The organism is Drancourtella sp. An12 (assembly GCF_002160935.1).
Lineage (GTDB): Bacteria > Bacillota > Clostridia > Lachnospirales > Lachnospiraceae > Sellimonas > Sellimonas catena.
Window position 1 is genome coordinate 23,713 of the sequence record NZ_NFLO01000022.1, and the last position, 24,104, is coordinate 47,816.

Below are 24,104 nucleotides of genomic sequence, written 5' to 3' on the forward strand. Positions count from 1 at the left end.
TCGGAGTAAGATAATAGAAGACCGATGCAAAGGAGAAGGATAATGGAACGAGTGATTGTAATTGCAGTGTTTATCTGCATGATGATGACGGCGCTTCTGATTGCCCACGCAGTGGTCTTTACTGTTCTGGGTGAAAAATGCGTCTGGCTGATTAAAAGTTACCGGGATCTTCCAAAGGAGAAACAGAATCTCTATGATCCGGGCCTTGTTGTAAACGGGGCAAGAAACGGACTTGTGTTGTGGGCACTGTGGTTTGTGCTCGGAGCCGTGCTTTCCTATGTGCTGACACCGTTTCTTGTAGTGGTATTTCTCGGCGTATGGCTGGCGGCTTTCTTTTCCGGCAGAAGCTTTAAGGAAAAAAAGTACGAAAAATATAAAAGGTCTTGACAGAGCACTCCTTTCGATCTAGAATGAAGAAAATCGAAAGGAGCTGCTTTTTGTATGAGCCCGGTATTAATGAATCAGTTTGTAAGTATGAACAGGGACGACGATAGGTAGCGCTTGTATTGTGAGAGAGTTCACAGGTACAAGCGCTTCTTGTGTTGTACCTGTGTGGAAGAAATAGAAACAGAATCACACAGGATGAGGAGAAATCTTGTGTGGTTCTGTTTTTTTTGTTACCGAAAAGCCAAAGGTACAGCCAACAGCTCTTTTTATTCTGGCAGGAAAGGTTGTGATCGAATGGGACATAAAGACGATGCCCACATGGATGAGGATCCGGATGGAAAAGGAGAAAATAACGATCAGAAATTCATGAAAGGGTAAGGAAAAGAAAGATGGAAGAAATCAGATATATCGAAGGAAACGTAAAAAATCAGCAGGAGGAACTCAGCCTTCTGGAGCATGCAGGGGAGATTGTGGAGATACACGGAAGCATTTACAAAATCCGGAAGATGAGAGGGTTTGCATTTGTGCTGCTGCGGACGGCAAAACACGTGATTCAGTGTGTCTATTCCGAAGAAAAGGCATCCTTTTCGCTGGAGGAACTGGAAGAGGAAAGCTGCGTGATCTTCCAGGCGGAAGTGGTGAAGGAAGAGCGGTCACGGACCGGTGTGGAGCTGCATCTGATCGGGATGGAAGTACTCTCAAGGCCGTATGAAAAAAGCCCGGTGGTCATCAATCAAAAGCAGGTGGACACATCCATCGCCACGTTGCTTGACTATCGTCCGGTGACACTTCGAAATGAAAAGGAACGTGCCATTTTCCGGATTCAGAACGGCATTACCAACGCGGTACGCAGATTTTTGCAAGGGAAGGGATTTACGGAGATTCATACACCGAAGATCGGATCCGCAGGAGCCGAAGGCGGAGCTAATATTTTCCGGCTGGACTATTTTGGAAAGGAAGCGTATCTGGCACAGAGCCCGCAGTTTTATAAGCAGATGATGGTAGGCGTCTACGAGAGAGTCTTTGAGATCGCGCCGGTATTCCGGGCGGAGAAACATGACACCTCCAGACATTTAAACGAGTATACAAGCGTGGACTTTGAGATGGGATATGTGACGAGAGTGGAAGAGCTGATGGAGATGGAGGCTGCGATGCTGAAATTCGTATTCGCTTCTCTGAAAGAAGAGTGCCAGGAAGAGCTTGCCCTCCTTCAGGTGGAGATTCCGGAATGGAAAGAAATCCCGGCGATTCCATTTGCCGAAGCAAAAGAGATTGTGGCCAAGATTCGGAAAAGACCGGTGGAGGAGCCGGAAGACCTGGAACCGGAAGAAGAAAAGCTGCTTTCCGAATGGATTCTAAAAGAGACCGGAAGCGAGCTTGTCTTTGTAACCGAATATCCGGAGAAAAAGCGTCCATTTTATGCTATGGACAGCGAGACAAATCCGAATGTGACAAAAAGTTTCGACCTTCTTTACAAAGGTCTGGAAGTCACGACAGGAGGGCTTCGGATTCACAATTACGAAGAACAGGTGGCGAAGATGAAACGAAGAGGTATGCATCCGGAAGTGTTTGAAAGCTATCTCATGGCACATAAGTGCGGACTGCCGCCGCACGGAGGCCTGGGACTTGGACTGGAACGATTTACAAGCAGGCTGCTTGGCTTTGAAAATGTGCGCCGGGCATCCCTGTTTCCAAGAGACATCCACCGGCTGGTGCCGTAGGAAAGTAAAGCGAAGACTGTGCGGAACGACATCCGCACAGCCTTCGCTTTAGTCTACCGGAGATTCCCAGGTTTCCAGAATGGCATCCAGTTTCTCCTGGCTCAGTGAAATGATCCGGTGGTTTGCGTCAAAATAAGTTTTTTCAGAAACCGCGTTCATGAAGTCTTCGTAACGGACAGTACGCTGATCCTTCAGCATGAGATACCAGTCCTCAATCCCCTTGATCTGATCAAGAATAATATAAGGTTCTGTCGGCAGGACGGTCGGAAGATCTGCTTCAGATCCTCCAGAGCGCCCATGGATGCGTTCATGTCATTCTGGATCAACGTATTGATGTCACGGAGCATCTTTGTCTGGCCTTCCAGAATAAACTGTTTTGTTTTCAATGTGGTGCAAAGAAGCTTGACTACTTCATAGAAACGGCGGATTTCCGCTTTGCTGGTAGGAAGGCTGAGCTTCAGGGAAATTGCATTTTCGTTTACGGAAAGCTCCATCCCTCTCGCAAGTGTTTCCGGATCATACAGAAGGGTACAGTTCCCGGTTTCACGCTCTATGAGCCGGAAATTTTCATCGGCGGTCCCATAAGACAAGCCGGACAGACGGATCACATCCTCCAGGGTCAACGGTTTTCTGAAAATAGATTTTTGACGGATCTCTACAGTTACGGACATAGGATCACCCCTGATTTCATTATACAATAAGGAAAGAAAGAGAACAATCGCAAAGCATTTCCCTGGCAGAACTGTAGTTCCGAGCGGTTTAGAACGGTTAGCTGATCGATTTTTGCTGTAAGAACCGTAGACACGGGCGATATAGTACGGTTAGCTAGCCAGTTTTCGTTAAGAGAACCGTAGTTACATACGATTTACTACGGTTACCGCTCGATTTTCGTTGTAAGCACCGTAGTCACCCGCATTTTACTACGGTTCTAAAAGAGAGTTTCCTTGACAGAACCGTAGTTTTATCGCACAGGCGGATAACTGGCGATGATCTTCTAAGTCAGGTAAGAACTAGATAGTGAAAAAGCAGGAAATATAGAAAATTGAAACGAGAAAATTCAGAAAATTAGCACTCGAGTGTTGACAGTGCTAATAAAAAATGCTATTGTTATATCGTCGATAGAACAGACAAACAGAAACTGTAAATAGATTAAGAGAATCATTCGTAAGGAGGAAGAAAGGTATGAATATTAACAAATTCACACAAAATTCTATGCTTGCGGTACAGGGATGCGAGAAGATCGCAGATGATTACGGAAATCAGGAGATCGAGCAGGAGCATCTGCTTTATTCCCTGCTGACACAGGATGGGAGCCTGATTCTGAAGCTGATGGAAAAGCTCGGGATTCAGAAAGAACTGCTGATTGAGCGTGTAGAGCAGGCGCTCAGGAAGCGTCCGAAGGTACAGGGCGGACAGCTCTATATCGGTCAGAATCTGAACAAGGTGCTGATCCATGCGGAGGATGAGGCAAAGCAGATGGGGGACGAATATGTTTCAGTAGAGCATATTTTCCTGGCACTTCTGAAGTACGCAAACCGTGAGGTAAAAGAGATTTTTAAAGAGTTCAGCATCAATCGGGAGAATTTTCTGCGGGTGCTTTCCGAAGTCAGAGGAAACCAGAGAGTAACAAGTGACAATCCGGAAGCAACCTATGATACGCTGAACAAATACGGGTATGATCTGGTGGAACGAGCCAGAGAGCAGAAACTGGATCCGGTCATCGGACGTGACGCCGAGATCCGGAATGTAGTCCGGATTCTTTCCCGTAAAACGAAGAATAACCCGGTGCTCATCGGTGAGCCGGGTGTCGGAAAGACCGCAGTTGTCGAAGGGCTGGCACAGCGGATCGTCCGGGGCGATGTTCCGGAAGGACTGAAAAATAAGCAGCTGTTTGCACTGGATATGGGTGCGCTGGTAGCAGGAGCAAAATACAGAGGTGAATTTGAGGAACGTTTAAAAGCGGTTCTCGAGGAAGTCAAAAACAGCGACGGAGAGATCATTCTCTTCATCGATGAACTGCACACGATCGTGGGAGCAGGAAAGACGGAAGGCTCCATGGATGCCGGCAATATGTTAAAGCCGATGCTGGCAAGAGGCGAGCTTCACTGTATCGGAGCCACCACGCTGGATGAATATCGGGAGTACATTGAAAAAGACGCTGCTCTGGAGCGGCGGTTCCAGCCGGTAATGGTAGATGAGCCGACAGTGGAGGATGCCATTTCCATTCTTCGTGGACTGAAAGAACGGTATGAAGTATTCCATGGTGTAAAGATTACAGACAGTGCCCTGGTAGCGGCGGCAACCCTGTCAAACCGTTACATCTCCGACCGTTTCCTGCCGGACAAGGCGATCGACCTGGTGGATGAGGCATGTGCATTGATCAAGACAGAACTGGATTCCATGCCGACCGAGCTTGACGAGCTCAGAAGAAGGACGATGCAGCTGGAGATCGAGGAAGCAGCTCTTAAGAAAGAAGACGACCGGTTAAGTCAGGAGCGTCTTGTAAAACTGCAGCAGGAGCTGGCGGAAAACAGAGAAGAATTTGCCAAACAGAAAGCCCAGTGGGATAATGAAAAATCATCTCTGGAGCGGGTACACCGTCTCCGTGAAGAGATTGAAAGTGTCAACCAGGAGATTCAGAAAGCACAGAGCAGCTACGATCTGGAGAAGGCGGCAGAGCTTCAGTACGGCCGTCTCCCGCAGCTGAAAAAGCAGCTGGAGGAAGAAGAAGCGAAGGTCAAAGATGAAGACATGTCCCTGGTACACGAAAGTGTGACAGAAGAAGAAATTGCGAAGATTGTTTCCAGATGGACCGGAATTCCGGTAGCCAAGTTAAATGAAAGTGAGCGGAGCAAGACTCTTCACCTGGATGAGCAGCTTCATAAACGGGTGATCGGACAGGACGAAGGTGTTACCAAAGTGACAGAAGCTATCATCCGTTCCAAAGCGGGTATCAAAGACCCGACAAAGCCGATCGGATCCTTCCTGTTCCTTGGACCTACCGGAGTCGGAAAGACGGAGCTTGCCAAGGCACTGGCGGAAAGCCTGTTTGACGATGAAAAGAACATGGTTCGTATTGATATGAGTGAGTATATGGAGAAATATTCCGTGTCCCGACTGATCGGAGCACCTCCGGGATATGTCGGATATGACGAAGGCGGACAGCTCACAGAGGCAGTCCGGAGAAAACCGTATTCGGTTGTCCTCTTTGATGAGGTGGAAAAGGCACATCCGGATGTATTCAACGTCCTCCTGCAGGTACTGGATGACGGGCGGATCACGGACTCTCAGGGACGGACGGTAGACTTTAAGAATACCATCCTGATCATGACATCCAATATCGGTTCTGCCCACCTGCTGGAAGGAATCGATGAGAACGGAAACATCCGCCCGGAAAATGAAGAGCTTGTTATGAACGAACTGAAAGCGCATTTCCGTCCGGAATTTCTGAACCGTCTGGATGAGATCATCATGTTCCGTCCGCTGACGAAAGAAAACATTACCGGAATTGTTGATCTGCTTGTCAAAGATGTCAATAAACGTCTGGCAGATCGGGATCTGCACATTGAACTGACAAAGGATGCCAAGAAGCACATCGTTGAGGGGGGCTACGATCCGATGTACGGCGCAAGACCGCTGAAACGGTATCTGCAGAAATATGTGGAAACCCTTGCAGCCAAGCTGATCCTGGAAGGAAATGTCGGATCCGGCGATACGATCATTATCGATGAAAAGGACGGAGAACTGACAGCAGGTACCGGAGGACGGGTACCGATGGAATATCAGGAAAACGACAACTAACAGAGAATCAGGGGCGGTACTTATAGAGTACCGTCTCTTTTTTTGCGCGTTTATAGGAAATATCTATTAGAGCAGCCGGAGCATTTGTGATACCTTATTGTTAACACAAAAGAAAGCGAGACAGGATATGATTCGGGATTATGCGTGCAGGTCGGAAATGTCAGAGCAGGGGATTACCGGTCTGATCCGGGAATACGATCTTCCGGTTCCGGAAATATATAAAAAGAGAGAACAGATGATCAAAGCTGCAGTGCTGGAAAGAGAGAAACGGAAGAAACCATTCTGTACATTGCCTTTTGACCATACGCTGGAGGCAGAGAATATGGGCGGAAACATCCGTTATGGAAATGAGAAAGCAGGACCGAGGGCGGCTGCCCCGGTCTGCAGTTCTTTGGAGGAACTTTCTTTTCTCTCCCGGATGGATCCGGAAAGCGGCAGAATGGCAGAAACACTGGCGGCGTGCCGAATGCTCAGAGAGCAGGGAGAGGAAGTGGTATTTCAGATGTCCGGACCTTACACGATCTGGAATACGCTGATTGAGCTGAAACAGGTCTTTAAGGCCGTCAGAAAAACACCGGAACAGGTGGAAGCGCTGTTTCAGAAGCTGGAGGAGGATCTGCTCGGCCTGCTTCTGGAAGTGAAGAAAAACGGTGTACGGATGGTCAGTTACGCAGATTCCGCAGGAGGGCTTTCTATTCTTGGTCCCCGTATGTTAGAATGGACAACAGACGTGTTTACGTCACCATTTCTGCGAAAAGCAGAGCACATCCTTGGACAGGAGATGGTGATGATTCTTTGTCCGAAGACAGCCTGTGCGCTGGAAGACACCGGATCTGCGGTGAGAGAGGAGATTGCCCTGCCGGAAGAGATGACGTATCAGAAAGCCTGCATCTATGCAGCAGGGAAAGCCCGGTTTCCGGCTCAGATGTGTATCAATGGCGGCGGGAGCGTGCTGAAAAGCAAAACATTACAGGTGATCAGGCTTTGCCGGAATGAAATAGAGGAGTAATAGCGAAGACGCCGGGAGGCGAAAAGGAGGAACAACATGAGTTCAAAGGAAGAATTATTAAAACGGATGTCCGACGGCGTGGTGGACATGGAAGAAGATGATGTGGCTGAGGCCGCGCAGGAATTTATCGATGCGGGATACCCGGCACTGGAAGGAATCATGGACGGGCTGATTGACGGAATGAACCGGACAAGCGTTCTGTTTGAAGAGGAAGAGTATTTCGTGACCGATGTCCTGCTCTGCTCGGACGCCATGTACGCAGGATTAAACGTATTAAAACCGCATCTCCCGGAGGAAGACCCGGAGAGCAAAAAGAAAGCGGTGATCGGTGTTGTAGAAGGAGATACCCACGATATTGGAAAAAATCTGGTTAAGATTATGATGGAGACGGCCGGTTTTGAGATGGTGGATCTTGGAAGAGACGTGCCGCTCCAGAAGTTTGTGGATACGGCAAAGGAGACCCGCGCGGATCTGGTCTGCCTGTCCACGCTGATGACAACGACCATGAGCGGAATGAAGACAGTTATTGATCTGCTCAAAGAGGCCGGTATCCGGGATGAGGTCAAAGTAATGATCGGAGGGGGACCGGTATCCAAGAACTTCGCGGATAAAATCGGTGCCGACGGCTATTCGCAGAATGCAGTGGAGGCAGTGCGCCTTGCGAAAAGTCTGCTCAACATCGCATAACAGAAAGAAGAGGGAAAAGAAATGCTGACACCAAAAGAACGACTGAAAACGGTACTTTCCGGAAAGAAGGCGGACCGTACGCCGTGTATCTGCCCGGGCGGTATGATGAATATGATTACCGAAGAGCTGATGAAAACGGTTCAGATCTATCTGCCGCAGGCGCATACAGATGCCAGGATGATGGCGGGTCTTGCAAAGGCGGTCTACGAACAGGGATGCTTTGAAAATTACGGCGTGCCGTTCTGTATGACGATTGAGGCGGAGGAGATGGGCGCCGGGGTGGATCTGGGATCCAGTGCCTACGAGCCGCATGTGACAGAATACGTGATCGGGACAGTGAGTGACTGGGAAAAGCTCCCAAAACTCGATGTGACGAAAGGAAGGGCAAAGGTAGTTCTGGATGCTCTGGGGATTCTGAAAGAAGAGGGAGACGCTGTGCCGATCGTAGGAAATCTCACCGGTCCGGTCAGTACGGCAAGCTCGGTGATGGAACCGGTCGTCTTTTATAAAGAACTTCGGAAAAAGAACGTGGACGCACATGCGTTTATGCAGTTTGTGACAGACCAGCTGATCCGGTTCGGGCAGGCACAGATTGAAGCGGGGGCGGACGTGATTGCCATTTCCGACCCAAGCGCAACCGGGGAAATTCTGGGGCCAAAATATTTTCGGGAATTTACAGTCCGGTACGTAAACCAGATTGTGGATGCCATGAAGGAGGCAGGTGCGCAGACGATTGTGCATATCTGCGGCCACATGAATCCGGTGTACAAAGAGGTGGACGAAATCCACAGTGATGCACTGAGCTTTGATTCTGTCGTACCGATGAAAGAGGCGAGAGAAGAGCTGAAAGACCGGACACTGATGGGAAATGTCAGCACCTACACGCTGGAATTCGGAGATCCGGACAAGGTGGAGACACTGGCGAAAAACTGTGTCAAAAACGGATCTGACATCATTGCCCCGGCATGCGGACTGGGAATGCGCTCACCCCTTGCCAATATCCGCGCCATCCTCCAGGCGGTGAGAGAGGAGGAGAATCATGCCTGAAATCAGAGTAAAAGGAAGCGAAAAAGCCATTCTTTGTGAGAACGGAGCCAATCTGTTACAGACCCTCTTAAAGGAGGGCTTTTTTGTGGACAATCCATGCAACGGAAACGGAACATGTGGAAAGTGTAAAGTCAGAATCCTTTCCGGAGACGAGCCTGGCATCCGGCTTTCCTGCCTGGTAGAGGTGACGGAAGATCTGGAGGTGGAGATTCTTGGAACAGAAAAGGAAGGAAAGGTGCTCACTTCCGGCTATGTTCCGGAATTTGAAAAGGAATTCAGGAACGGATACGGAATTGCGGTGGATATCGGTACGACAACGGCGGCGTTGGATCTGGTGAGACTCTCCGATGGAGAAGTACTGGGCCAGGCGTCCATGCTGAATGCCCAGAAGCAGTTTGGCCAGGACGTGCTGACACGGATCACCTATGAGTACGACCACCCGGATACCGGGATTGCGGACCTTCAGCGGGCAGTCGTGGAGTCTTTGAATGAAGAGATCCGGCAGCTCTGCGAAAAAGCCGGTATCGAAAAAGAGGAGATCCGGGAGATAGATGTGGCGGCAAACTGTACGATGATGCATATGCTGCTCGGAGTAGATGCAAGATCCATCGGACGCGCGCCGTACCGGCCGGAATTTACAAAAGCACAGAAATTAAAGGCGGCCGGGATCGGCCTGTGGGCAGGGGAAGAGACCATGCTCTACTGCCTGCCGTCGGTTTCTGCCTATATCGGTGCGGATATCGTGGCAGGCGTGCGGGTCTGCGGCCTGCATGAGGAAACGGAGAAGGTGCTTTTTATCGATATCGGCACGAATGGAGAGATTGTCCTTGCAGGCGGAGGACATCTGCTCAGCTGTTCCTGCGCGGCGGGACCTGCGCTGGAAGGAATGAATATCAGCTGCGGAATGAGGGCGGCGGACGGAGCGGTGGAGGATGTCCGGATCACCGAAGACGGAATCCGGCTTACTACAATCGGAGACGGAGAGCCGGAAGGACTTTGCGGAAGCGGAATCCTGGCAGCGGTCAAAGAGCTTCTCCGTACCGGACTTGTCAAAAAGACCGGAGTTTTTGTCAAAAAGGATGCTCTGGATCCGAAAGATTACCGCTATGACCTGATCCGCCTGAACGGCACCAAACGGGAGCTGATTCTTGATGACGAACGGGATCTGTTCATCACACAGGGGGATGTCCGGCAGGTACAGCTTGCAAAAGGAGCGATTCTCTCCGGATTTACCGCCCTTCTGAAAAAGGCGGGGATCGAGATGAAGGATCTGAAAAAAGTACTGATTGCCGGGCAGTTCGGAGCCCATCTTCCGGCAGAGTTCCTCACCGGAGTGGGAATCCTGCCAGAAGAGGTGGAGGACCGCCTTGTCTATGTGGGCAATTCTTCCAAGACCGGAGCCTACATGACACTGATGTCAGAGACGATGAAGCAGGAGATGGAAGCACTGGCGGAGAAAATCGAATATATGGAACTTGCCGAGACAGAAAATTACGAACGGATTTTTACGGAAAGCATGATCTTTCCGGGAAACTGACGGAGGTGAAAAGCAGATGAAAGCAGAACCGAACAGACGGGATCAGATGACACCCCATGAAAGAAGGCTTGCCATGGAGAAAGGGGAAAGGACAGACCGGATTCCGGTGATTCCTTTTATCGGAGAGATATCCGGCCGCCTGACAGGGACATCGAGCCGGGAGTACTGGCACGATGCCGGGAAAATGGTGGAGGCGGAGATTACGGCCTTTAACCGGCTGGGACACGACGAACTCAGCCTCGGCCCGAATACGTGCGGGATTCTGGAGGCCCTTGGAGGGAACGTTGTCTACCCGGAGGAGGGAATGCCTTACTTTGAAGGAAGATATCTGACAGACTACCGGATGCTGGATGGGATGGAGCCGGTACGTCCGGAACAGTCGAAGCGTCTGCTGTTTTTCCGGGAGGCGCTGGAACGGATGAAAAAGGCGGCGGACGGAGTCGTGGATGTGGCCCCGAGTATCGGCGGCCCGTTTACGATTGCTGCCAATTTACGAGGCGTGGAATATTTTCTTCGTGATCTGAGAAAGGAGCCGGAACAGGTGAAGCGTCTGCTGCGCCTTGTGACAGATTCCATGAAGAACTGCGTGGACATGATCGCACCTTATGCAGACGGTCTTCGGATGGCAGATCCGGTGGCATCCCCGGCACTGATCTCTCCGAAATATTTCCGGGAGCTGGTTTATCCTTATCTTGTGGAGATCATGGAGTATGCCGACGGGAAAATCGGGCAAAAGCCGTCCCTTCACATCTGCGGAAATACGAGAAAAGTATGGGATTATTTCCGGGAGATGCCGATCCGTGCCATCAGTCTTGACAACATTATGGATCTGGAAGAAGCAAAACAGGAACTGGGCGGCCGGATGACGATTGTAGGAAATATCCCTCCGGTGGAATGTCTCCTGCATGGCTCGGAAGAGGAACTTCGCAAAGAAATCCGGGAAGAGGTACAAAAAGCAGCGGGAAGTCCGAAAGGATATATCAGTGCCAGCGGATGCGATGTGCCGTACCAGACCGATTTTGCCATGCTGGATAGTTGGATGGATGAAATCCGTAAGATTTCCGGCTTATAGAAAATGCCTATGTCCATATAGACATTATTGATTTGTGGAAATAACAAACTGCGTGATATCATAAACGACGATATATATTGTAACTTTTTATAAGATACAGGAGGAGAGAACATGAAAAAGAAATTAGTGAGTGTACTGCTTTGTACAGCCATGGTCACAGGACTTCTCGCAGGATGCGGAGGGGGATCCGATGATAAGGGCGGAAGCAGCGACGGAGGAAAAGAGACGATCACCATGTGGTGCCCTCCGCTTGATGACAACATGCTGGAAAACTGGGAGCCGCTTTTAGAAGACTTCAAAGAGGAAAATAACTGTGAAATCGATATCCAGATTCAGCCTTGGGAAAACTATGAAGAAAAATGGTCCACAGGCGCGGCATCAGGTGAACTGCCGGACATCGGATATATGTATGCGGAGATGTTCCCTACTTACATCGATTCCGGAGCCGTGGCGGACATGAGTGAATACATTACGGATGAAGACAGAGAAGAATATCTCTATCTGGATCATGGGTATATGATGGACGGACAGTACGGATTTCCGATTGTAACAGGAGTACCGTTTGTTCTTTACTATAACGAAGACATTCTGAATTCCCTTGGCGAACAGCCGCCGGAGACATGGGAAGACTTCGCGCGCATCTGTGAAAAAGCAACACAGGATACAGACGGTGACGGCAAGGTTGATCAGTACGGATATGCAGTCGGATTCAATAATGGAAGCATGAACATGCTTTACCTTCTGAACGCATATTTTTACAGCTTGTTGTGGCAGGCAGGAACAGATATCTACAACGATGACTATAAGACTGTGAAATTCAACGATGAAGCAGGTGTAGAGGCAGCGGAATTCTTCTACAGCCTGAAAGACTATATGCCGGAGAACATGATGTCTCTTGCGGCTGAGGATGCATTTTCTACAATCTTCGGACAGGGAAAAGCGGCGTTCGGAGTAACACGTTCTTCCGCAATTCAGGAGACACTGTTTGCAGAGTCCTATCCGGATCTGAACTGGAACTATGTTACATCCTTAAAGAATAAAGATTATGGTACATTCGGAGCAACAGACTGTCTGACTTTATCTTCACAGGCGGAAAATCCGGAACTTTGCATGAAGCTGATCAAGTACATCACAGGATCCGAGTTCATGACAGAGTACCACAAGATTGCTTCCGGCGCTCCGCTGACAAAGAGTGAGCAGTACCAGGGAGATCCGAAGATGGAACGAATTGTAACTGAAGACAGAGATAAATACCGTCCGCTTCAGGTAGGACCTTGCGGAAGCGATATTCTTCAGAACCTTGCAAGCGAGCTTCAGGGAATGATGGAAGGAAGCAAGAGCCCTCAGGAAGCAATGGACGATGCTGCCCAGTACGCGAATCAGGCTCTGGATGAATATTGGGCTGATAAAGAATAAACCGGCTTTGGCGGTTACAGAAAAGGAGCAGAGATGAAAAAAAGGAGAAAGTTTTTATCCACCATCGCGCCCTACGGGTACGTGATGCCGATCAGCCTGATTCTTCTGACCTTCGTGGTCGGATCTGTCGTGATCTCTCTGATCTTCAGTTTTACAAAATACAACCTGCTTCTGGATCCGGAGTTCATTCAGTTTGATAATTATAAAAGGATGCTGACAGATCCGAAGATGCATCTGGCTGTTATAAATACACTGAAAGTCATGGTACTGGTAGTTCCTCTGCAGGTAGTATTATCTGTACTGTTTTCCGTGCTGGTAGCATCCAGAAAGCATACTCTGATCGGTAAAATTGCCAAGGCGGCAATCTTTATTCCGGTGATTTCATCCAATGCGGTCGTCGGTACTGTATGGAAAACAATGTTGAATGCAAGAATTCCGGTACTTTCGGATCTGCTGGATCTTTTCGGTATCGATACCGCAATGCTTCTTGGAAGCAGTACCACTGCAATCGTTACGGTGTCCATGATCATGGTGTGGAAAAGCTTTGGATACTATATGGTACTGAATCTCGCGACACTTCTGTCCATACCGGACAGTTACTATGAGGCTGCAAAGGTGGATGGAGGCGGAACACTTCAGCGGTTCCGGTACATTACTCTTCCACTGATGAAACCGGCGATTATCATGGATGTATTTTTAAGCGTGGTCAGCTCACTGCAGAGCTTTGAACTGATTTATACAATGACCGGAGGCGGTCCGGCAAATTCCACTATGACGATGGTATTTTATGCGTACAATCTGACATTTAAAACCGGAAAGGCCGGATATGCCATGGCGGTATCCATTGTGCTGTTCCTGCTTGTTCTGGCAGTCATGGTGCTGCAAAAAGGATTCATGAAGCGGGAAGCTTCGGAAATATAGAGGGGAGGAAGAGCATGAAAGGAAAGAAAAAAATACCGGGATTTCTTGGTGATCTTCTTCTGCTTGCGACAGCGGTGTTCTGTGTGCTTCCATTTATCTACATGATTCTGATGTCATTGAAAAGCACGGTGAATGCCTATGATTTCAGTTTCAGTTTGTCCGAAGCAACACTGGAACAGTATATTAAGATTTTTACCAAAAACAATTTTTTGCAGTATCTGACTAACAGTGTGATTGTGTCATTTGGGGGAGTTGCCCTGACACTGCTCTGCAGCTGTCTGGCTGGATATTCATTTGCAAAGCTGAAGTTTAGAGGAAATGACAAGATTTTCTTTTTTCTGATGATGACGATGGTTGTACCTTCGGAAGTGATTATTGTACCACTGTACCTGATTGTCCGTGGATTTGACTGGATTAATACATTCCGGGCACTGATCCTGCCGCTCCCGACGGCGTTTGGGGTTTTTATCATGAGGCAGGCAATCATCGGGGTTCCAAAAGAGCTGATTGAGTCAGCAAAACTGGACGGCGCCGGTGATATGAAGATTTTATGGAGAGTGATCCTTCCGCTTGTGAAGTCTTCCATGATGACACTTGCCATTTTCACTTTTGTAGGTGCATGGAATAACTTTATCTGGCCGCTGGTTGCAACAACGGAGGATTCCATGCGGACGCTGCCTCTTGCCATCAGCACGATGAAAACAGTCTATGATTCGGATGTAGGGCTGACTATGGCAGGTGCAGCAGTGACCTTCCTTCCGCCGTTTATCTTTTATCTGATTTTACAGTCGAAATTCGAAGAGGGAATCACCATCAGCGGAATGAAGGGATAACCGCCTGGGAAAAGAATAGAAAAGAAGCAGGATTTTGCTGGAATCCTGCTTCTTTTGCTGTTACCATAGAAGCAGAAGAGAAAGGCGGCGAAGAGGATGAGACGGATTATTTTTCATATTGATGTGAATTCCGCGTATTTAAGCTGGACGGCAATCGAATACTTAAAAAGAGGGGATGAGGAGGATATCCGCGATATTCCGTGCATCATCGGAGGCGACAGAAAGTCAAGGCACGGGGTTGTCCTCGCCAAGTCCATCCCTGCAAAGGCCTACGGCATCCGCACCGGGGAGCCGGTCGTGTCGGCCATCAAAAAATGTCCGACCCTTCGGATGGAGCCGCCGGATCACAAGATGTACGCAAGGTACAGCAGGAATCTGATGGATCTTCTGCGAAGCTACACGCCGGACATCGAGCAGCTCAGCATCGACGAATGTTTCCTCGATTTTACCGGCATCGCCCACCGGTTTGCCACACCGATTGACGCGGCTTTTGAGATCAAGAACCGGATCCGGGAGGAGTTTGGGTTTACCGTGAATATCGGGATTTCCACCAACAAGCTGCTGGCAAAGATGGCCTCCGATTTTGAAAAGCCGGACCGGGTGCACACTCTGTTCCCGGAGGAGATCGAGGAGAAAATGTGGCCGCTTTCCGTTTCGGAGCTTTACATGGCGGGAAAGGCAAGCGTGGAAGTGCTGAAAAAGCTGGAAATCCGTACTATCGGGGAGCTGGCTCATGCGGATCCGGATTATCTGGAGATCCATCTGAAAAGCCACGGCAGGCTTCTGTGGGAATTTGCGAACGGACAGGGGGATGACGTTGTCCGGTCCGAAGGGGAAGAGGCAAAGGGGATCGGAAATTCCACCACCCTTTCCGAGGATGTCGAGACAGAAGAAGAGGCGAGGAAAGTACTTCTGATGCTTTCCGAAAGTGTCGGAGGGAGACTGCGGAAGGCAGGAAAGAAGGCCGGAAGCATCACTGTGGAAATCCGGTATGCCACCTTTCAGAATGTCTCCCATCAGATGCAGATTTCACCACCCACACAGTCGGATTCCATTCTCTATCAGAAAGCGTGCGTTCTTTTTCATGAGCTGTGGAACGGGATGCCCATCCGTCTGCTTGGAATCCGGACTGCAAAACTGGAAGAAGAGAGCGCTCCGCAGCAGATGAATCTTTTCGATTATCTGGAGACGATACAGGAAACACAGAAACAGCCAAAGAGAAAGGACGAAAAGCATCAGAAGCTGGATCAGGCCCTGGATCAGATCCGGAAGAAATTCGGTGACGATGCGGTGATGCGTGCCGCTTTTCTGAAAAAAGAGGAAAAGGACCCGAAAGAGCAGGGATAGCGTTTGACAGCGGTTTCCTGGAGGGTTATAATAAAACGACGTGAAACAGGAGAAAAGAGGAAAAAACTATGGAATTTGTGTCAAGAGAATTCATACCGGTTCTGCTTGGCGGTGACATCAACACGTACAGTGTGGCGCGCGCCTTCTATGAGCAGTATCAGGTAAAGACGTATATTTTTGGAAAATATCCGACCGGACCGAGCTACCAGAGCAGGATGATCGAGTACCGGGCCAATCCAAAGATTGATACGGATGACTATTTTCTGAAAACCGTACATGCCTTTGCACGGAAACATAAAGATAAAAAGATTGTACTGATCGGCTGCGGAGACAGCTATGTAGCGCTGATCAGTAAGCATAAAGCGGAGCTTGACGATAACATTATTGCCCCGTACATTGACTTTGACCTGATGAACAGCCTTCAGCAGAAGGAGACCTTCTATAAGCTTTGTGAGAAGCACGGGGTAGACTATCCTGGAACCTTTGTTTATAAGAATGGCATGTCTATGGATTTTACCATCGACTTCCCGTACCCGGTGATCTTAAAGCCGTCCGACAGTATCAAATACTGGGAGCATCCGTTTGACACCCAGAAGAAGGTTTACACGATCCGGTCCAGACAGGAGTTAAACAGCGTCATCAAAGAGATCTACGATGCGGGATACGATGATGACCTGATTATCCAGGATATGATTCCGGGAAATGACGAGTACATGCGTGTGCTGACTTCCTATTCCGACAAAAACGGAAAGGTGAAAATGATGTGTCTGGGACATGTACTGTTAGAGGAGCACACACCGCACGGACTTGGAAATCATGCGGTGATCATCACCGAGCCGAATCAGGAGCTGATGAAGCGGGTAAGAAATCTTCTGGAGGATCTGCACTATGTAGGATTTTCCAATTTCGATATCAAGTACGACAGACGGGACGGAAAGTACAAGTTTTTCGAGATCAACACAAGACAGGGACGGAGTAACTACTATGTGACCGGTTCCGGGTTCAATGTTGCAAAATATATTGTAGAAGAATATGTGTACGGAAAAGAACTGAAGTTTGAGACTGCAAAGGAAGAGCACCTCTGGATGGTTGTTCCGAAGGCGGTCGCATTCAAATATGTCAAAGATCCGGAGTCAAAAGCGAAGATGAAGAAACTGATCAAAGCAGGAAAGATGGTCAACCCGGTCTTCAAGAAGGGAGATCTTGGATGGCCGAGACTTTACCGGATGCTGCGGACACATTTCAGCCACTTTATCAAATTCAGGAAGTACTACAGCTAGAAGGCTGGAAATGACAGGAGGAGCCATGAAGAAAAAATTAGGGGTAATCGGCGGCATGGGACCGGAGGCAACCGCATATTTTTACGAGGAAGTGATCCGGCATACGAAAGCGGACTGTGACCAGGACCATCTGGACATGACCATCTTAAGCCATGCTTCCATGCCGGACCGGACGAAAGCGATCCAGACGGGAGAAAGCCGGAAGCTTCTGCAGGCGATGGCAGAAGATATCCGGATCATGGAAGCGGTCGGTGCGGCCAATCTTGCAATTCCATGCAACACCTCGCATTATTTTTATGACCAGATTCAGGAAATGACAGACATTCCGATCATCCACATGCCGAGGGAGACGATCCGCTACGCAAAAAGCCATTATGAAAATGTAAAGCGGATCGGAATCATGGGGACAGACGGAACGGTATCTGCCGGTATTTACCGGAAAGAGTGCGAAGCTTTGGGAATCGAGGAGATTGTGCCGTCGGAAAAAAGACAAAAAGACGTCATGTCTCTGATCTACGATGATGTCAAAGCCGGAAAAAAAGGAGATTATCAGAAGTTTGAGCGGGTGATGGAAGAGTTCATCAAAAAGGACTGCGATGTGGTGATTCTGGCATGTACCGAGATTTCGGTCTTTAAAAAAGATCACGTGCTGCCGGAGATCTGCCTGGATGCCATGGATGTGCTGATCCGGGAGTCCATCATGAGGTCCGGGGCCTGCTATCAATAAAGAAAAGGAGAAAATGTATGTCACAGAGGAAAAGCGATACCTTGAAAACATATGCGGATCTGATGGAGGAGTGCGGTCTTCTTGTAAAAGCAGAGTTCTTCGGACAGGAAGACACTCATCCGGAAGTGTTGACCTATGACTCACGGGAAGTGACGGAAAATACGATGTTCATCTGCAAAGGTGCGGCATTTAAGGAAGAGTATCTGACTTCCGCCGTGGAAAAGGGAGCAATCCTTTATATCAGTGAGAAAGAGTACGATACCGGAAAGGACATTCCGCATATCCTTGTAAAAGATATCCGTAAGGCGATGGCGGTACTGGCAGATGTCTTCTACGGTTCCGCATGGAAAGAGCTTACCGTGACCGGAATCGGCGGAACAAAAGGAAAATCCACTTCCGCATATTACATGAAATCGGTTGTAGATGATTATATGAAAGAGACCGGAAAGCCTGAGAGCGCCGTGATTTCCTCCATCGATATCTATGACGGTGTCAGCAGAGTGGAGTCCCACATCACAACACCGGAGGCGGTAGAGCTTCAGCGCCATTTCCGGAACGCGGTGGACAGCGGAATTACTTTTGCGGAGATGGAAGTATCCAGCCAGGCGCTCAAATACAACCGGGTGGACAGGATGCGCTTTGATGTTGGAATCTTTTTGAATATTTCAGAAGACCATATCAGTCCGATTGAGCATCCGGATTTTGAGGATTACTTTACATCCAAGATGAAAATGTTTGCCCAGACCGATCATGCGGTAGTCAACCTGGACGCGGACTTTTCAGACCGGATTCTGGAAGCTGCCAGGGCGGCAGGTGACCTGACCACGTTCAGCCAGAAGGACGAGGGGGCAGACTACTTTGCGTACAACATCCGGAAAGACGGACATGAGACGAAGTTTTCCGTACGTTCCAAAGACGGGGAGGAAGATTATGTCCTGACCATGCCGGGCCTGTTTAATGTGGAAAACGCGGTGGCGGTCATTGTGGCGGCAAAGATTCTTGGCATTCCGGATTCCTGCATTCATTCAGGACTGGAAAAAGCAAGATCCAGCGGACGGATGGAGCTTTACGCAAGCAGGGACAAAAAGATCATTGCCATTGTCGATTATGCCCACAACAAGCTCAGCTTTGAAAAGCTGTTCTCCTCTACGAAGGAGGAATATCCGGACTACGCCATCAAGTCGGTGTTCGGATGCCCGGGAAAGAAAGCCTACATCCGGAGAAAGGATCTGGGAACTATCGCGGGACAGTATTCCGAAAAGGTGTATCTGGCGGCGGAAGATCCGGGATATGAGCCGGTGGAAGAGATTTCCGGCGATATCGCCCAGTATGTGAAAGCCCAGAACTGTCCGTATGTGATGATCGAAGACCGTGGGGAAGCCATCCGTACAGCGATCGAGGAGTCAGAGGACAAGACCGTGATCCTTGTGACAGGAAAGGGAAATGAGACACGTCAGAAGTACGGAAGTGAGTACATCGACTGCCCGTCCGACGTGGAATATGTGAAAAAATATCTGGAGATTTACGACCAGACTCATTAAAGAAAAATGCCGGGGATGTGCTTCCCCGGCATCATTTGTCAGAAGGCCTCTTTTCGTTCGGCGTTTGTGATAAAGTCAACCAGCTCGGAGACAAAGTCGGCGGTCCGGTTATCGCGGTCAAACTCCTGGTTGAACTCGACGATATCATACGATACAATCGGCAGTTCTTTCATCAGAGTTCCCATCATTTCATAGACTTCTTCTTCCGTAAAGCCGCTTTTGACAGGAACAGACACTCCCGGCATCAGGGCCGGATCCATGGAGTCAATGTCAAAGCTCAGATGGAAGTAGTTCAGGCGGGAGAGATACTGTACCGCCTCGGAGAGACACGAAGCCAGTCCCTTTTTGCAGATCTCCGGATAGGTATAGAAGCGGATCCCAAGATCCTTCATGATCGTAAGCTCCGGCGGATCGATATCCCGAAGTCCAAGATATACAATGTTCTCAGGGCGGATCTTGGCACCCGGGTGTAAGAATCCGGTGAGTTTAGGATCGCCAAGTCCCAGAAGAGAAGCTACCGGCACACCGTGAATATTTCCGGTTACCGTCGTGGCATCCGTATTGATATCCGCATGGGCATCGATATAGATCAGTCCGATTTCCTCTTGAAAGTGATCCTTTACATAGACACTGGCAGCCGAGGCAGAGCCCATCACTACACTGTGGTCACCGCCCAGAAACAAAGGCGTCTTTCCTGTCTCAAATACAGAATACATATACTGGGCAATGCTCTGACAGGTAGCAGCCACGGTATTCCGGTTTTTTAATACGCAGTCCGGATCTTCCTCCATTATGATTTCCGGAAGCTTTACAATTCTTAAATTTTCGTAACGATTTCTCAGATAATCCAGACTATATTTCAGTCCTGGTGCGCCAACCCCAAAGTGCATCGGACATCCAAAAATACTGAACATAGCAACCTCCAATGATATAGTTTTTGTGCCTAACCAGTATAACATGAGGGTATGGAAAAGACAAGGAGGGCTCTAAGATGACGGTTGGCGAAAAGTAACAATTATGCTATGATTACTTATATTGATAGTAAGAATTGTCAGAAAGTATGCGGGCTTATGAGAGCAGTTGAGCTTTTACAGGCAGTCCGGTATGAGCCGGCAGGAGAGAAGATCCGGTTTCCGGACAGAGAGATTTCCGGAGTCAGTATCGATTCCAGAGACTGCCGGGAGGGTTCGGTGTTTGTATGCATCCGGGGAAGCGTATGCAACGGGAGCCGCTATGCAAAAGAAGCGGTCCGGCATGGAGCAAAGGTTCTGGTGGCAGCAAAAGAAGAGCAGGAACTGATCGGTAAGATACTTGGGCAATTCCCGGAATGTGAAGGAGTCCTTGTAGAGGATGAGCGGGAGGCAGCGGCCCTTCTGGCGGCAAGGTACGAAGGAGAACCGTCGAGATCCATGACGATGATCGGCGTGACAGGAACCAAGGGAAAGACGACGACAGTCAGCATGATCCGGAAGATCTTGTCGGAGGCCGGAATCCGGACCGGAATGATCGGAACGACCGGGCAGTTTGACGGGAAGGAGCATCTGCCGTCCGAACATACGACGCCGGATGCGGTGACCTTGCAGAGAAGTCTCGCAAGAATGAGGAAAAATGCCTGCCGTGCCTGTGTGATGGAAGTATCCTCCCAGGCATTGAAGCTTCAGAGAACGAAGGGGATCTGCTTTGATACCGGCGTGTTTTTGAATCTGGGGGATGATCATATCGGAAGATTTGAGCACGCGGACAAAGAGGAATATCTGGCATGTAAGAGGAAGCTGTTTTTGCAGAGCCGGGAGGCAGTGGTCAATGCGGATGATCCGGCATGGAAGCAGATGCTTGCGGGAACGGAATGCCCGTTTCAGACCTTTGGTATCCGAAATGGAGACTTCCGGGCGGTAAAGATACGGACGGAAAGCTTTGTCCAGGGGCATCCGGGAGTGGAGTTTGACATCGGGAAGGTGCATTTTCAGATCCCGGCCCCCGGAATCTTTACGGTATACAATGCGCTGGCAGCTGTCCGTGTCTGTATGCAGTACGGCGTGACGCCGGAGACGGCAGCCGGATCCCTTCTTGATTTTCAGGTAAAGGGACGGATGCAGTTTTTCTCCATCCCGGGAGGAGGAGAGGCGGTCATCGATTACGCGCACAATGCCATGAGCCTTGAAAGTGTGCTTACGACGCTTCGGGCATACCGACCGGCCCGGCTGATTACGGTGTTTGGCTGCGGAGGCCAGAGGGCGAAGGAACGTAGATTTCAGATGGGCGAAGTCTCGGGAAGACTGTCGGATCTGACGGTGATTACATCTGACAATCCAAGATGGGAGGCCCCGGAGGCGATTATGGATGACATCGAGACCGGAGTACGAAAGACAGACGGGAAGTATCTTCGGATCACGGATCGGAAAGAAGCAGTGAAACAGGCGGTGGAGATGGCAGGACCGGGCGATCTGGTTGTGATCGCGGGAAAAGGCCACGAGAATACCCAGGAGATTCAGGGTGTTTTCTATCGGATGGATGAACAGGAATTGGTAGAGGAAGCATGTACGCAGAAATTATTATAGATATCACACATGAAAAACTGGACCGGACCTTTGAGTATAAGGTGCCGGAAGAACTGGAAGGGACACTTGCCGTCGGAAGCAGCGTTCTGGTTCCGTTTGGAAACGGGGACAAAGTCCGAACAGGTTTTATCATCGGATTTTCGGAAAAGAGCAGCTTTGATCCGGCAAAGATCAAAGAGATCAGGGGGAAAGCTCCGAAAAGTGTCCGGATCGAGGAGAATCTGGTAGCGCTGGCAGCCTGGATGAAAGAGCATTACGGCGGTACGATGATCCAGGCGCTTAAGACGGTCTGGCCGGTAAAGAAACAGGAGCGTCCAAAAGAAAAGCGGATCATCCGCCGGACTGTCACAGAGGAAGAAGGAAGAGAGTGGCTTGCTCTGTTCCAAAGGAAGAATCAGAAGGCAAGGGCAAGGCTTTTGGAGGCGCTTCTGGAAAATGAGGAGCTGGATTACGGCTGGATTTTGAGAAAGCTTGGTCTGACCGCTTCGGTTGTCCGGGCACTGGAGGAAATGCAGATTCTTACCGTGGATACAGAAACGGTATGGAGAAATCCGGTCAAGGCATCCGAAGAGCAGACGAAGCAGATCGAATATACAACAGAGCAGAAAGAAGCAATCCGGATTTTCAAGGAGGATTTCCAGCGGGGAAATCCGGGGACTTATCTTCTGTACGGCGTGACAGGAAGCGGGAAGACGGAAGTTTACATGGAGATGATCCAAAGCGTTGTACAAAGCGGCAGGCAGGCGATTGTCCTGATCCCGGAGATAGCATTGACCTATCAGACGGTCATGCGGTTTGTGCGGGTATTTGGAAACCGGGTGTCCATTATGAATTCCAGACTGTCTGCCGGGGAACGCTATGACCAGATGATGCGGGCAAAGAATGGTGAGATCGATGTGATGATCGGTCCAAGGTCGGCGCTTTTCACCCCGTTTGAGCATTTGGGTCTGATTGTGATTGACGAAGAGCATGAAACGACCTATAAAAGCGAGCAGGTGCCAAGGTATCATGCAAGGGAGACCGCGATCGAGCGGGCCAGAATCGAAGGGGCGGGCGTGGTGCTCGGATCGGCGACACCGTCGCTGGAAGCCTTTGAAGGATGCAGGAGAGGGCAGTACCGCCTGCTCCGCCTGACCCAAAGGGTGAAGAAGCAGAAGATGGCCGAGGTGTCCGTGATCGATATGCGAAAGGAACTGCAAAAAGGAAACCGCTCCATTTTAAGTGACTGTTTACGGGAGAAGATCGAGGACCGGCTGAAGCGGCGGGAACAGGTTATGCTTTTCCTGAACCGGAGGGGATTTGCGGGCTTCCTGTCTTGCAGGTCCTGCGGATATGTAGTAAAATGTCCTCATTGCGACGTGTCTTTATCCTGGCACAGAGGGGGACGGATGGTCTGCCATTACTGCGGGTATGAGGAACCGATGATTCATACCTGCCCGTCCTGCGGTTCCCCTCACATCGGAGCCTTTAAGGCAGGGACGCAGCAGGTGGAAGATCTGATCCGGAAAGAGTTTCCGGAGGCAAAGGTGCTTCGGATGGATCTGGATACGACAAGAGGGAAGGAAAGCTACGAGACTATTCTCTCGTCGTTTGCAGATCAGGAGGCCGATATTCTGATCGGTACCCAGATGATCGTAAAGGGACATGATTTTCCAAATGTCACCCTGGTCGGGGTGCTGGCGGCGGATCTTTCCCTTTATATCAGTGACTACCGGGCGGCAGAGCGGACTTTTGCGCTTCTTTGTCAGGCGGCAGGCCGTGCAGGCCGGGGGGATCTGCCGGGAGAAGCGGTGATCCAGAGCTACAATCCGGAGCATTACAGCATACAGGCCGCGGCAAGGCAGGACTACGAGGCGTTCTTTGCGGAGGAGATGAAGTTCAGGACGCTGATGGGATATCCGCCGGCGGCTCACCTGATGGCGGTGCTGATGACGAGCGAAGATGAGGCTCTTTTAAATAAAGGGGCCTACTATCTAAAGCTGTTTGCGGGCAGGATCCGGACGGATGCAGGGCTTGAGATCATCGGGCCTGCCAGTCCTGCCATCGGAAAGGTGAAGGATCAGTACCGGAAAGTGCTTTATCTGAAGCATGAGAATTACCGCGTGCTGACAGAGGCAAAGGATAAGATGGAACAATATATTGAGATTAATGAAGGATTTCAAAACATCCGGATCCAGTTTGACTTTGATCCGGTTCAGACATTTTAATAGTAAAGAGAGG

Annotated in this window: 21 protein-coding genes; 18 read left to right on the top strand and 3 right to left on the bottom strand. The window is 49.6% G+C overall.

What is annotated here, in order from left to right; all coding sequences use genetic code 11:
• Window positions 1-42 precede the first annotated feature (42 nt).
• From B5E64_RS15060 to aspS, 3 genes are all read left to right on the top strand, one after another.
• Window positions 43-387: a DUF3784 domain-containing protein gene (locus tag B5E64_RS15060; RefSeq protein ID WP_158099311.1), complete on the top strand. Its 345-nt coding sequence runs from the start codon at window positions 43-45 to the stop codon at window positions 385-387.
• A 165-nt stretch (window positions 388-552) separates the two neighbouring features.
• On the top strand, window positions 553-765 hold the full coding sequence (locus tag B5E64_RS17895) for a hypothetical protein (protein ID WP_140398872.1): 213 nt from the start codon (window positions 553-555) through the stop codon (window positions 763-765).
• Between the two features lie 11 nt (window positions 766-776).
• Window positions 777-2,108, top strand: coding sequence for an aspartate--tRNA(Asn) ligase (gene aspS, locus B5E64_RS15065; RefSeq protein ID WP_087169270.1), 1,332 nt, complete (start codon window positions 777-779; stop codon window positions 2,106-2,108).
• A gap of 48 nt (window positions 2,109-2,156) precedes the next feature.
• Here the strand turns inward: aspS and B5E64_RS18090 are convergent, their stop codons facing one another.
• Window positions 2,157-2,306: a hypothetical protein gene (locus B5E64_RS18090; protein ID WP_158099312.1), complete on the bottom strand. Its 150-nt coding sequence runs from the start codon at window positions 2,304-2,306 to the stop codon at window positions 2,157-2,159.
• Window positions 2,300-2,779, bottom strand: coding sequence for a hypothetical protein (locus tag B5E64_RS15070; RefSeq protein ID WP_087169271.1), 480 nt, complete (start codon window positions 2,777-2,779; stop codon window positions 2,300-2,302). The genes B5E64_RS18090 and B5E64_RS15070 overlap by 7 nt, the downstream gene beginning before the upstream one ends.
• Window positions 2,780-3,290: 511 nt before the next feature.
• On the opposite strand from B5E64_RS15070, the gene clpB reads away from it, so the two are divergent.
• The 13 genes from clpB (at window position 3,291) to B5E64_RS15135 (ending at window position 19,326) form a co-directional block, all read left to right on the top strand.
• Window positions 3,291-5,909, top strand: coding sequence for an ATP-dependent chaperone ClpB (gene clpB / locus B5E64_RS15075; RefSeq protein ID WP_087169272.1), 2,619 nt, complete (start codon window positions 3,291-3,293; stop codon window positions 5,907-5,909).
• 127 nt (window positions 5,910-6,036) lie between these two features.
• Window positions 6,037-6,918 carry a uroporphyrinogen decarboxylase family protein gene (locus B5E64_RS15080; protein WP_087169273.1) on the top strand — a complete coding sequence of 294 codons (882 nt, stop codon included), beginning with the start codon at window positions 6,037-6,039 and terminating at the stop codon, window positions 6,916-6,918.
• A 36-nt stretch (window positions 6,919-6,954) separates the two neighbouring features.
• Window positions 6,955-7,605: a corrinoid protein gene (locus tag B5E64_RS15085; protein ID WP_087169274.1), complete on the top strand. Its 651-nt coding sequence runs from the start codon at window positions 6,955-6,957 to the stop codon at window positions 7,603-7,605.
• A 21-nt stretch (window positions 7,606-7,626) separates the two neighbouring features.
• Window positions 7,627-8,652: a methylcobamide:CoM methyltransferase MtbA gene (locus B5E64_RS15090; RefSeq protein WP_087169275.1), complete on the top strand. Its 1,026-nt coding sequence runs from the start codon at window positions 7,627-7,629 to the stop codon at window positions 8,650-8,652.
• Window positions 8,645-10,189 (top strand): ASKHA domain-containing protein, encoded by a 1,545-nt coding sequence (locus B5E64_RS15095; RefSeq protein ID WP_087169276.1) that lies wholly within the window; start codon window positions 8,645-8,647, stop codon window positions 10,187-10,189. The genes B5E64_RS15090 and B5E64_RS15095 overlap by 8 nt, the downstream gene beginning before the upstream one ends.
• A gap of 16 nt (window positions 10,190-10,205) precedes the next feature.
• A complete protein-coding gene (locus B5E64_RS15100) occupies window positions 10,206-11,261 on the top strand; it encodes a uroporphyrinogen decarboxylase family protein (RefSeq protein ID WP_087169277.1) in 1,056 nt (351 codons plus the stop codon).
• A 111-nt stretch (window positions 11,262-11,372) separates the two neighbouring features.
• Window positions 11,373-12,677: a sugar ABC transporter substrate-binding protein gene (locus B5E64_RS15105; protein ID WP_087169278.1), complete on the top strand. Its 1,305-nt coding sequence runs from the start codon at window positions 11,373-11,375 to the stop codon at window positions 12,675-12,677.
• A 33-nt stretch (window positions 12,678-12,710) separates the two neighbouring features.
• Entirely contained in the window at window positions 12,711-13,598 is an 888-nt protein-coding gene (locus B5E64_RS15110) for a sugar ABC transporter permease (RefSeq protein ID WP_087169279.1), read from the top strand.
• Window positions 13,599-13,612: 14 nt separating this feature from the next.
• On the top strand, window positions 13,613-14,431 hold the full coding sequence (locus B5E64_RS15115) for a carbohydrate ABC transporter permease (RefSeq protein WP_087169280.1): 819 nt from the start codon (window positions 13,613-13,615) through the stop codon (window positions 14,429-14,431).
• Window positions 14,432-14,527: 96 nt separating this feature from the next.
• The gene (locus B5E64_RS15120) at window positions 14,528-15,778 is read left to right on the top strand and encodes a DNA polymerase IV (protein WP_087169281.1); all 1,251 of its coding nucleotides are present in this window, start codon (window positions 14,528-14,530) and stop codon (window positions 15,776-15,778) included.
• 68 nt (window positions 15,779-15,846) lie between these two features.
• Entirely contained in the window at window positions 15,847-17,058 is a 1,212-nt protein-coding gene (locus B5E64_RS15125; RefSeq protein ID WP_087169282.1) for an ATP-grasp domain-containing protein, read from the top strand.
• A 25-nt stretch (window positions 17,059-17,083) separates the two neighbouring features.
• Window positions 17,084-17,785, top strand: a complete 702-nt coding sequence (locus B5E64_RS15130; RefSeq protein ID WP_087169283.1) for an amino acid racemase — start codon at window positions 17,084-17,086, stop codon at window positions 17,783-17,785.
• A 17-nt stretch (window positions 17,786-17,802) separates the two neighbouring features.
• Window positions 17,803-19,326, top strand: coding sequence for a UDP-N-acetylmuramoyl-L-alanyl-D-glutamate--2,6-diaminopimelate ligase (locus B5E64_RS15135; protein ID WP_087169284.1), 1,524 nt, complete (start codon window positions 17,803-17,805; stop codon window positions 19,324-19,326).
• Window positions 19,327-19,364: 38 nt separating this feature from the next.
• On the opposite strand, the gene B5E64_RS15140 is transcribed toward B5E64_RS15135, so the two are convergent.
• A complete protein-coding gene (locus B5E64_RS15140) occupies window positions 19,365-20,240 on the bottom strand; it encodes an arginase (RefSeq protein WP_087169285.1) in 876 nt (291 codons plus the stop codon).
• Window positions 20,241-20,324: 84 nt separating this feature from the next.
• Here B5E64_RS15140 and B5E64_RS15145 point away from each other — a divergent pair, with 84 nt between their 5' ends.
• Complete coding sequence (locus B5E64_RS15145; protein WP_087169286.1) at window positions 20,325-21,884, top strand: UDP-N-acetylmuramoyl-L-alanyl-D-glutamate--2,6-diaminopimelate ligase; 1,560 nt, start codon at window positions 20,325-20,327, stop codon at window positions 21,882-21,884.
• A complete protein-coding gene (gene priA, locus B5E64_RS15150) occupies window positions 21,863-24,091 on the top strand; it encodes a primosomal protein N' (protein ID WP_087169287.1) in 2,229 nt (742 codons plus the stop codon). The genes B5E64_RS15145 and priA overlap by 22 nt, the downstream gene beginning before the upstream one ends.
• The last annotated feature ends 13 nt before the right edge of the window (window positions 24,092-24,104 follow it).

Excerpts from the sequence above, each read along its gene's own strand:
- B5E64_RS15120 (WP_087169281.1), top strand. The coding sequence starts at position 14,528 with ATGAGACGGATTATTTTTCATATTGATGTGAATTCCGCGTATTTAAGC.
- B5E64_RS18090 (WP_158099312.1), bottom strand. The coding sequence starts at position 2,306 with ATGCTGAAGGATCAGCGTACTGTCCGTTACGAAGACTTCATGAACGCG.
- aspS (WP_087169270.1), top strand. The coding sequence starts at position 777 with ATGGAAGAAATCAGATATATCGAAGGAAACGTAAAAAATCAGCAGGAG.
- B5E64_RS15070 (WP_087169271.1), bottom strand. The coding sequence starts at position 2,779 with ATGTCCGTAACTGTAGAGATCCGTCAAAAATCTATTTTCAGAAAACCG.
- B5E64_RS15080 (WP_087169273.1), top strand. The coding sequence starts at position 6,037 with ATGATTCGGGATTATGCGTGCAGGTCGGAAATGTCAGAGCAGGGGATT.
- B5E64_RS15100 (WP_087169277.1), top strand. The coding sequence starts at position 10,206 with ATGAAAGCAGAACCGAACAGACGGGATCAGATGACACCCCATGAAAGA.
- B5E64_RS15060 (WP_158099311.1), top strand. The coding sequence starts at position 43 with ATGGAACGAGTGATTGTAATTGCAGTGTTTATCTGCATGATGATGACG.
- B5E64_RS15090 (WP_087169275.1), top strand. The coding sequence starts at position 7,627 with ATGCTGACACCAAAAGAACGACTGAAAACGGTACTTTCCGGAAAGAAG.
- B5E64_RS15140 (WP_087169285.1), bottom strand. The coding sequence starts at position 20,240 with ATGTTCAGTATTTTTGGATGTCCGATGCACTTTGGGGTTGGCGCACCA.
- B5E64_RS15095 (WP_087169276.1), top strand. The coding sequence starts at position 8,645 with ATGCCTGAAATCAGAGTAAAAGGAAGCGAAAAAGCCATTCTTTGTGAG.
- B5E64_RS15115 (WP_087169280.1), top strand. The coding sequence starts at position 13,613 with ATGAAAGGAAAGAAAAAAATACCGGGATTTCTTGGTGATCTTCTTCTG.
- B5E64_RS15135 (WP_087169284.1), top strand. The coding sequence starts at position 17,803 with ATGTCACAGAGGAAAAGCGATACCTTGAAAACATATGCGGATCTGATG.
- B5E64_RS15130 (WP_087169283.1), top strand. The coding sequence starts at position 17,084 with ATGAAGAAAAAATTAGGGGTAATCGGCGGCATGGGACCGGAGGCAACC.
- clpB (WP_087169272.1), top strand. The coding sequence starts at position 3,291 with ATGAATATTAACAAATTCACACAAAATTCTATGCTTGCGGTACAGGGA.
- B5E64_RS15125 (WP_087169282.1), top strand. The coding sequence starts at position 15,847 with ATGGAATTTGTGTCAAGAGAATTCATACCGGTTCTGCTTGGCGGTGAC.
- B5E64_RS15085 (WP_087169274.1), top strand. The coding sequence starts at position 6,955 with ATGAGTTCAAAGGAAGAATTATTAAAACGGATGTCCGACGGCGTGGTG.
- B5E64_RS15105 (WP_087169278.1), top strand. The coding sequence starts at position 11,373 with ATGAAAAAGAAATTAGTGAGTGTACTGCTTTGTACAGCCATGGTCACA.
- B5E64_RS15110 (WP_087169279.1), top strand. The coding sequence starts at position 12,711 with ATGAAAAAAAGGAGAAAGTTTTTATCCACCATCGCGCCCTACGGGTAC.
- priA (WP_087169287.1), top strand. The coding sequence starts at position 21,863 with ATGTACGCAGAAATTATTATAGATATCACACATGAAAAACTGGACCGG.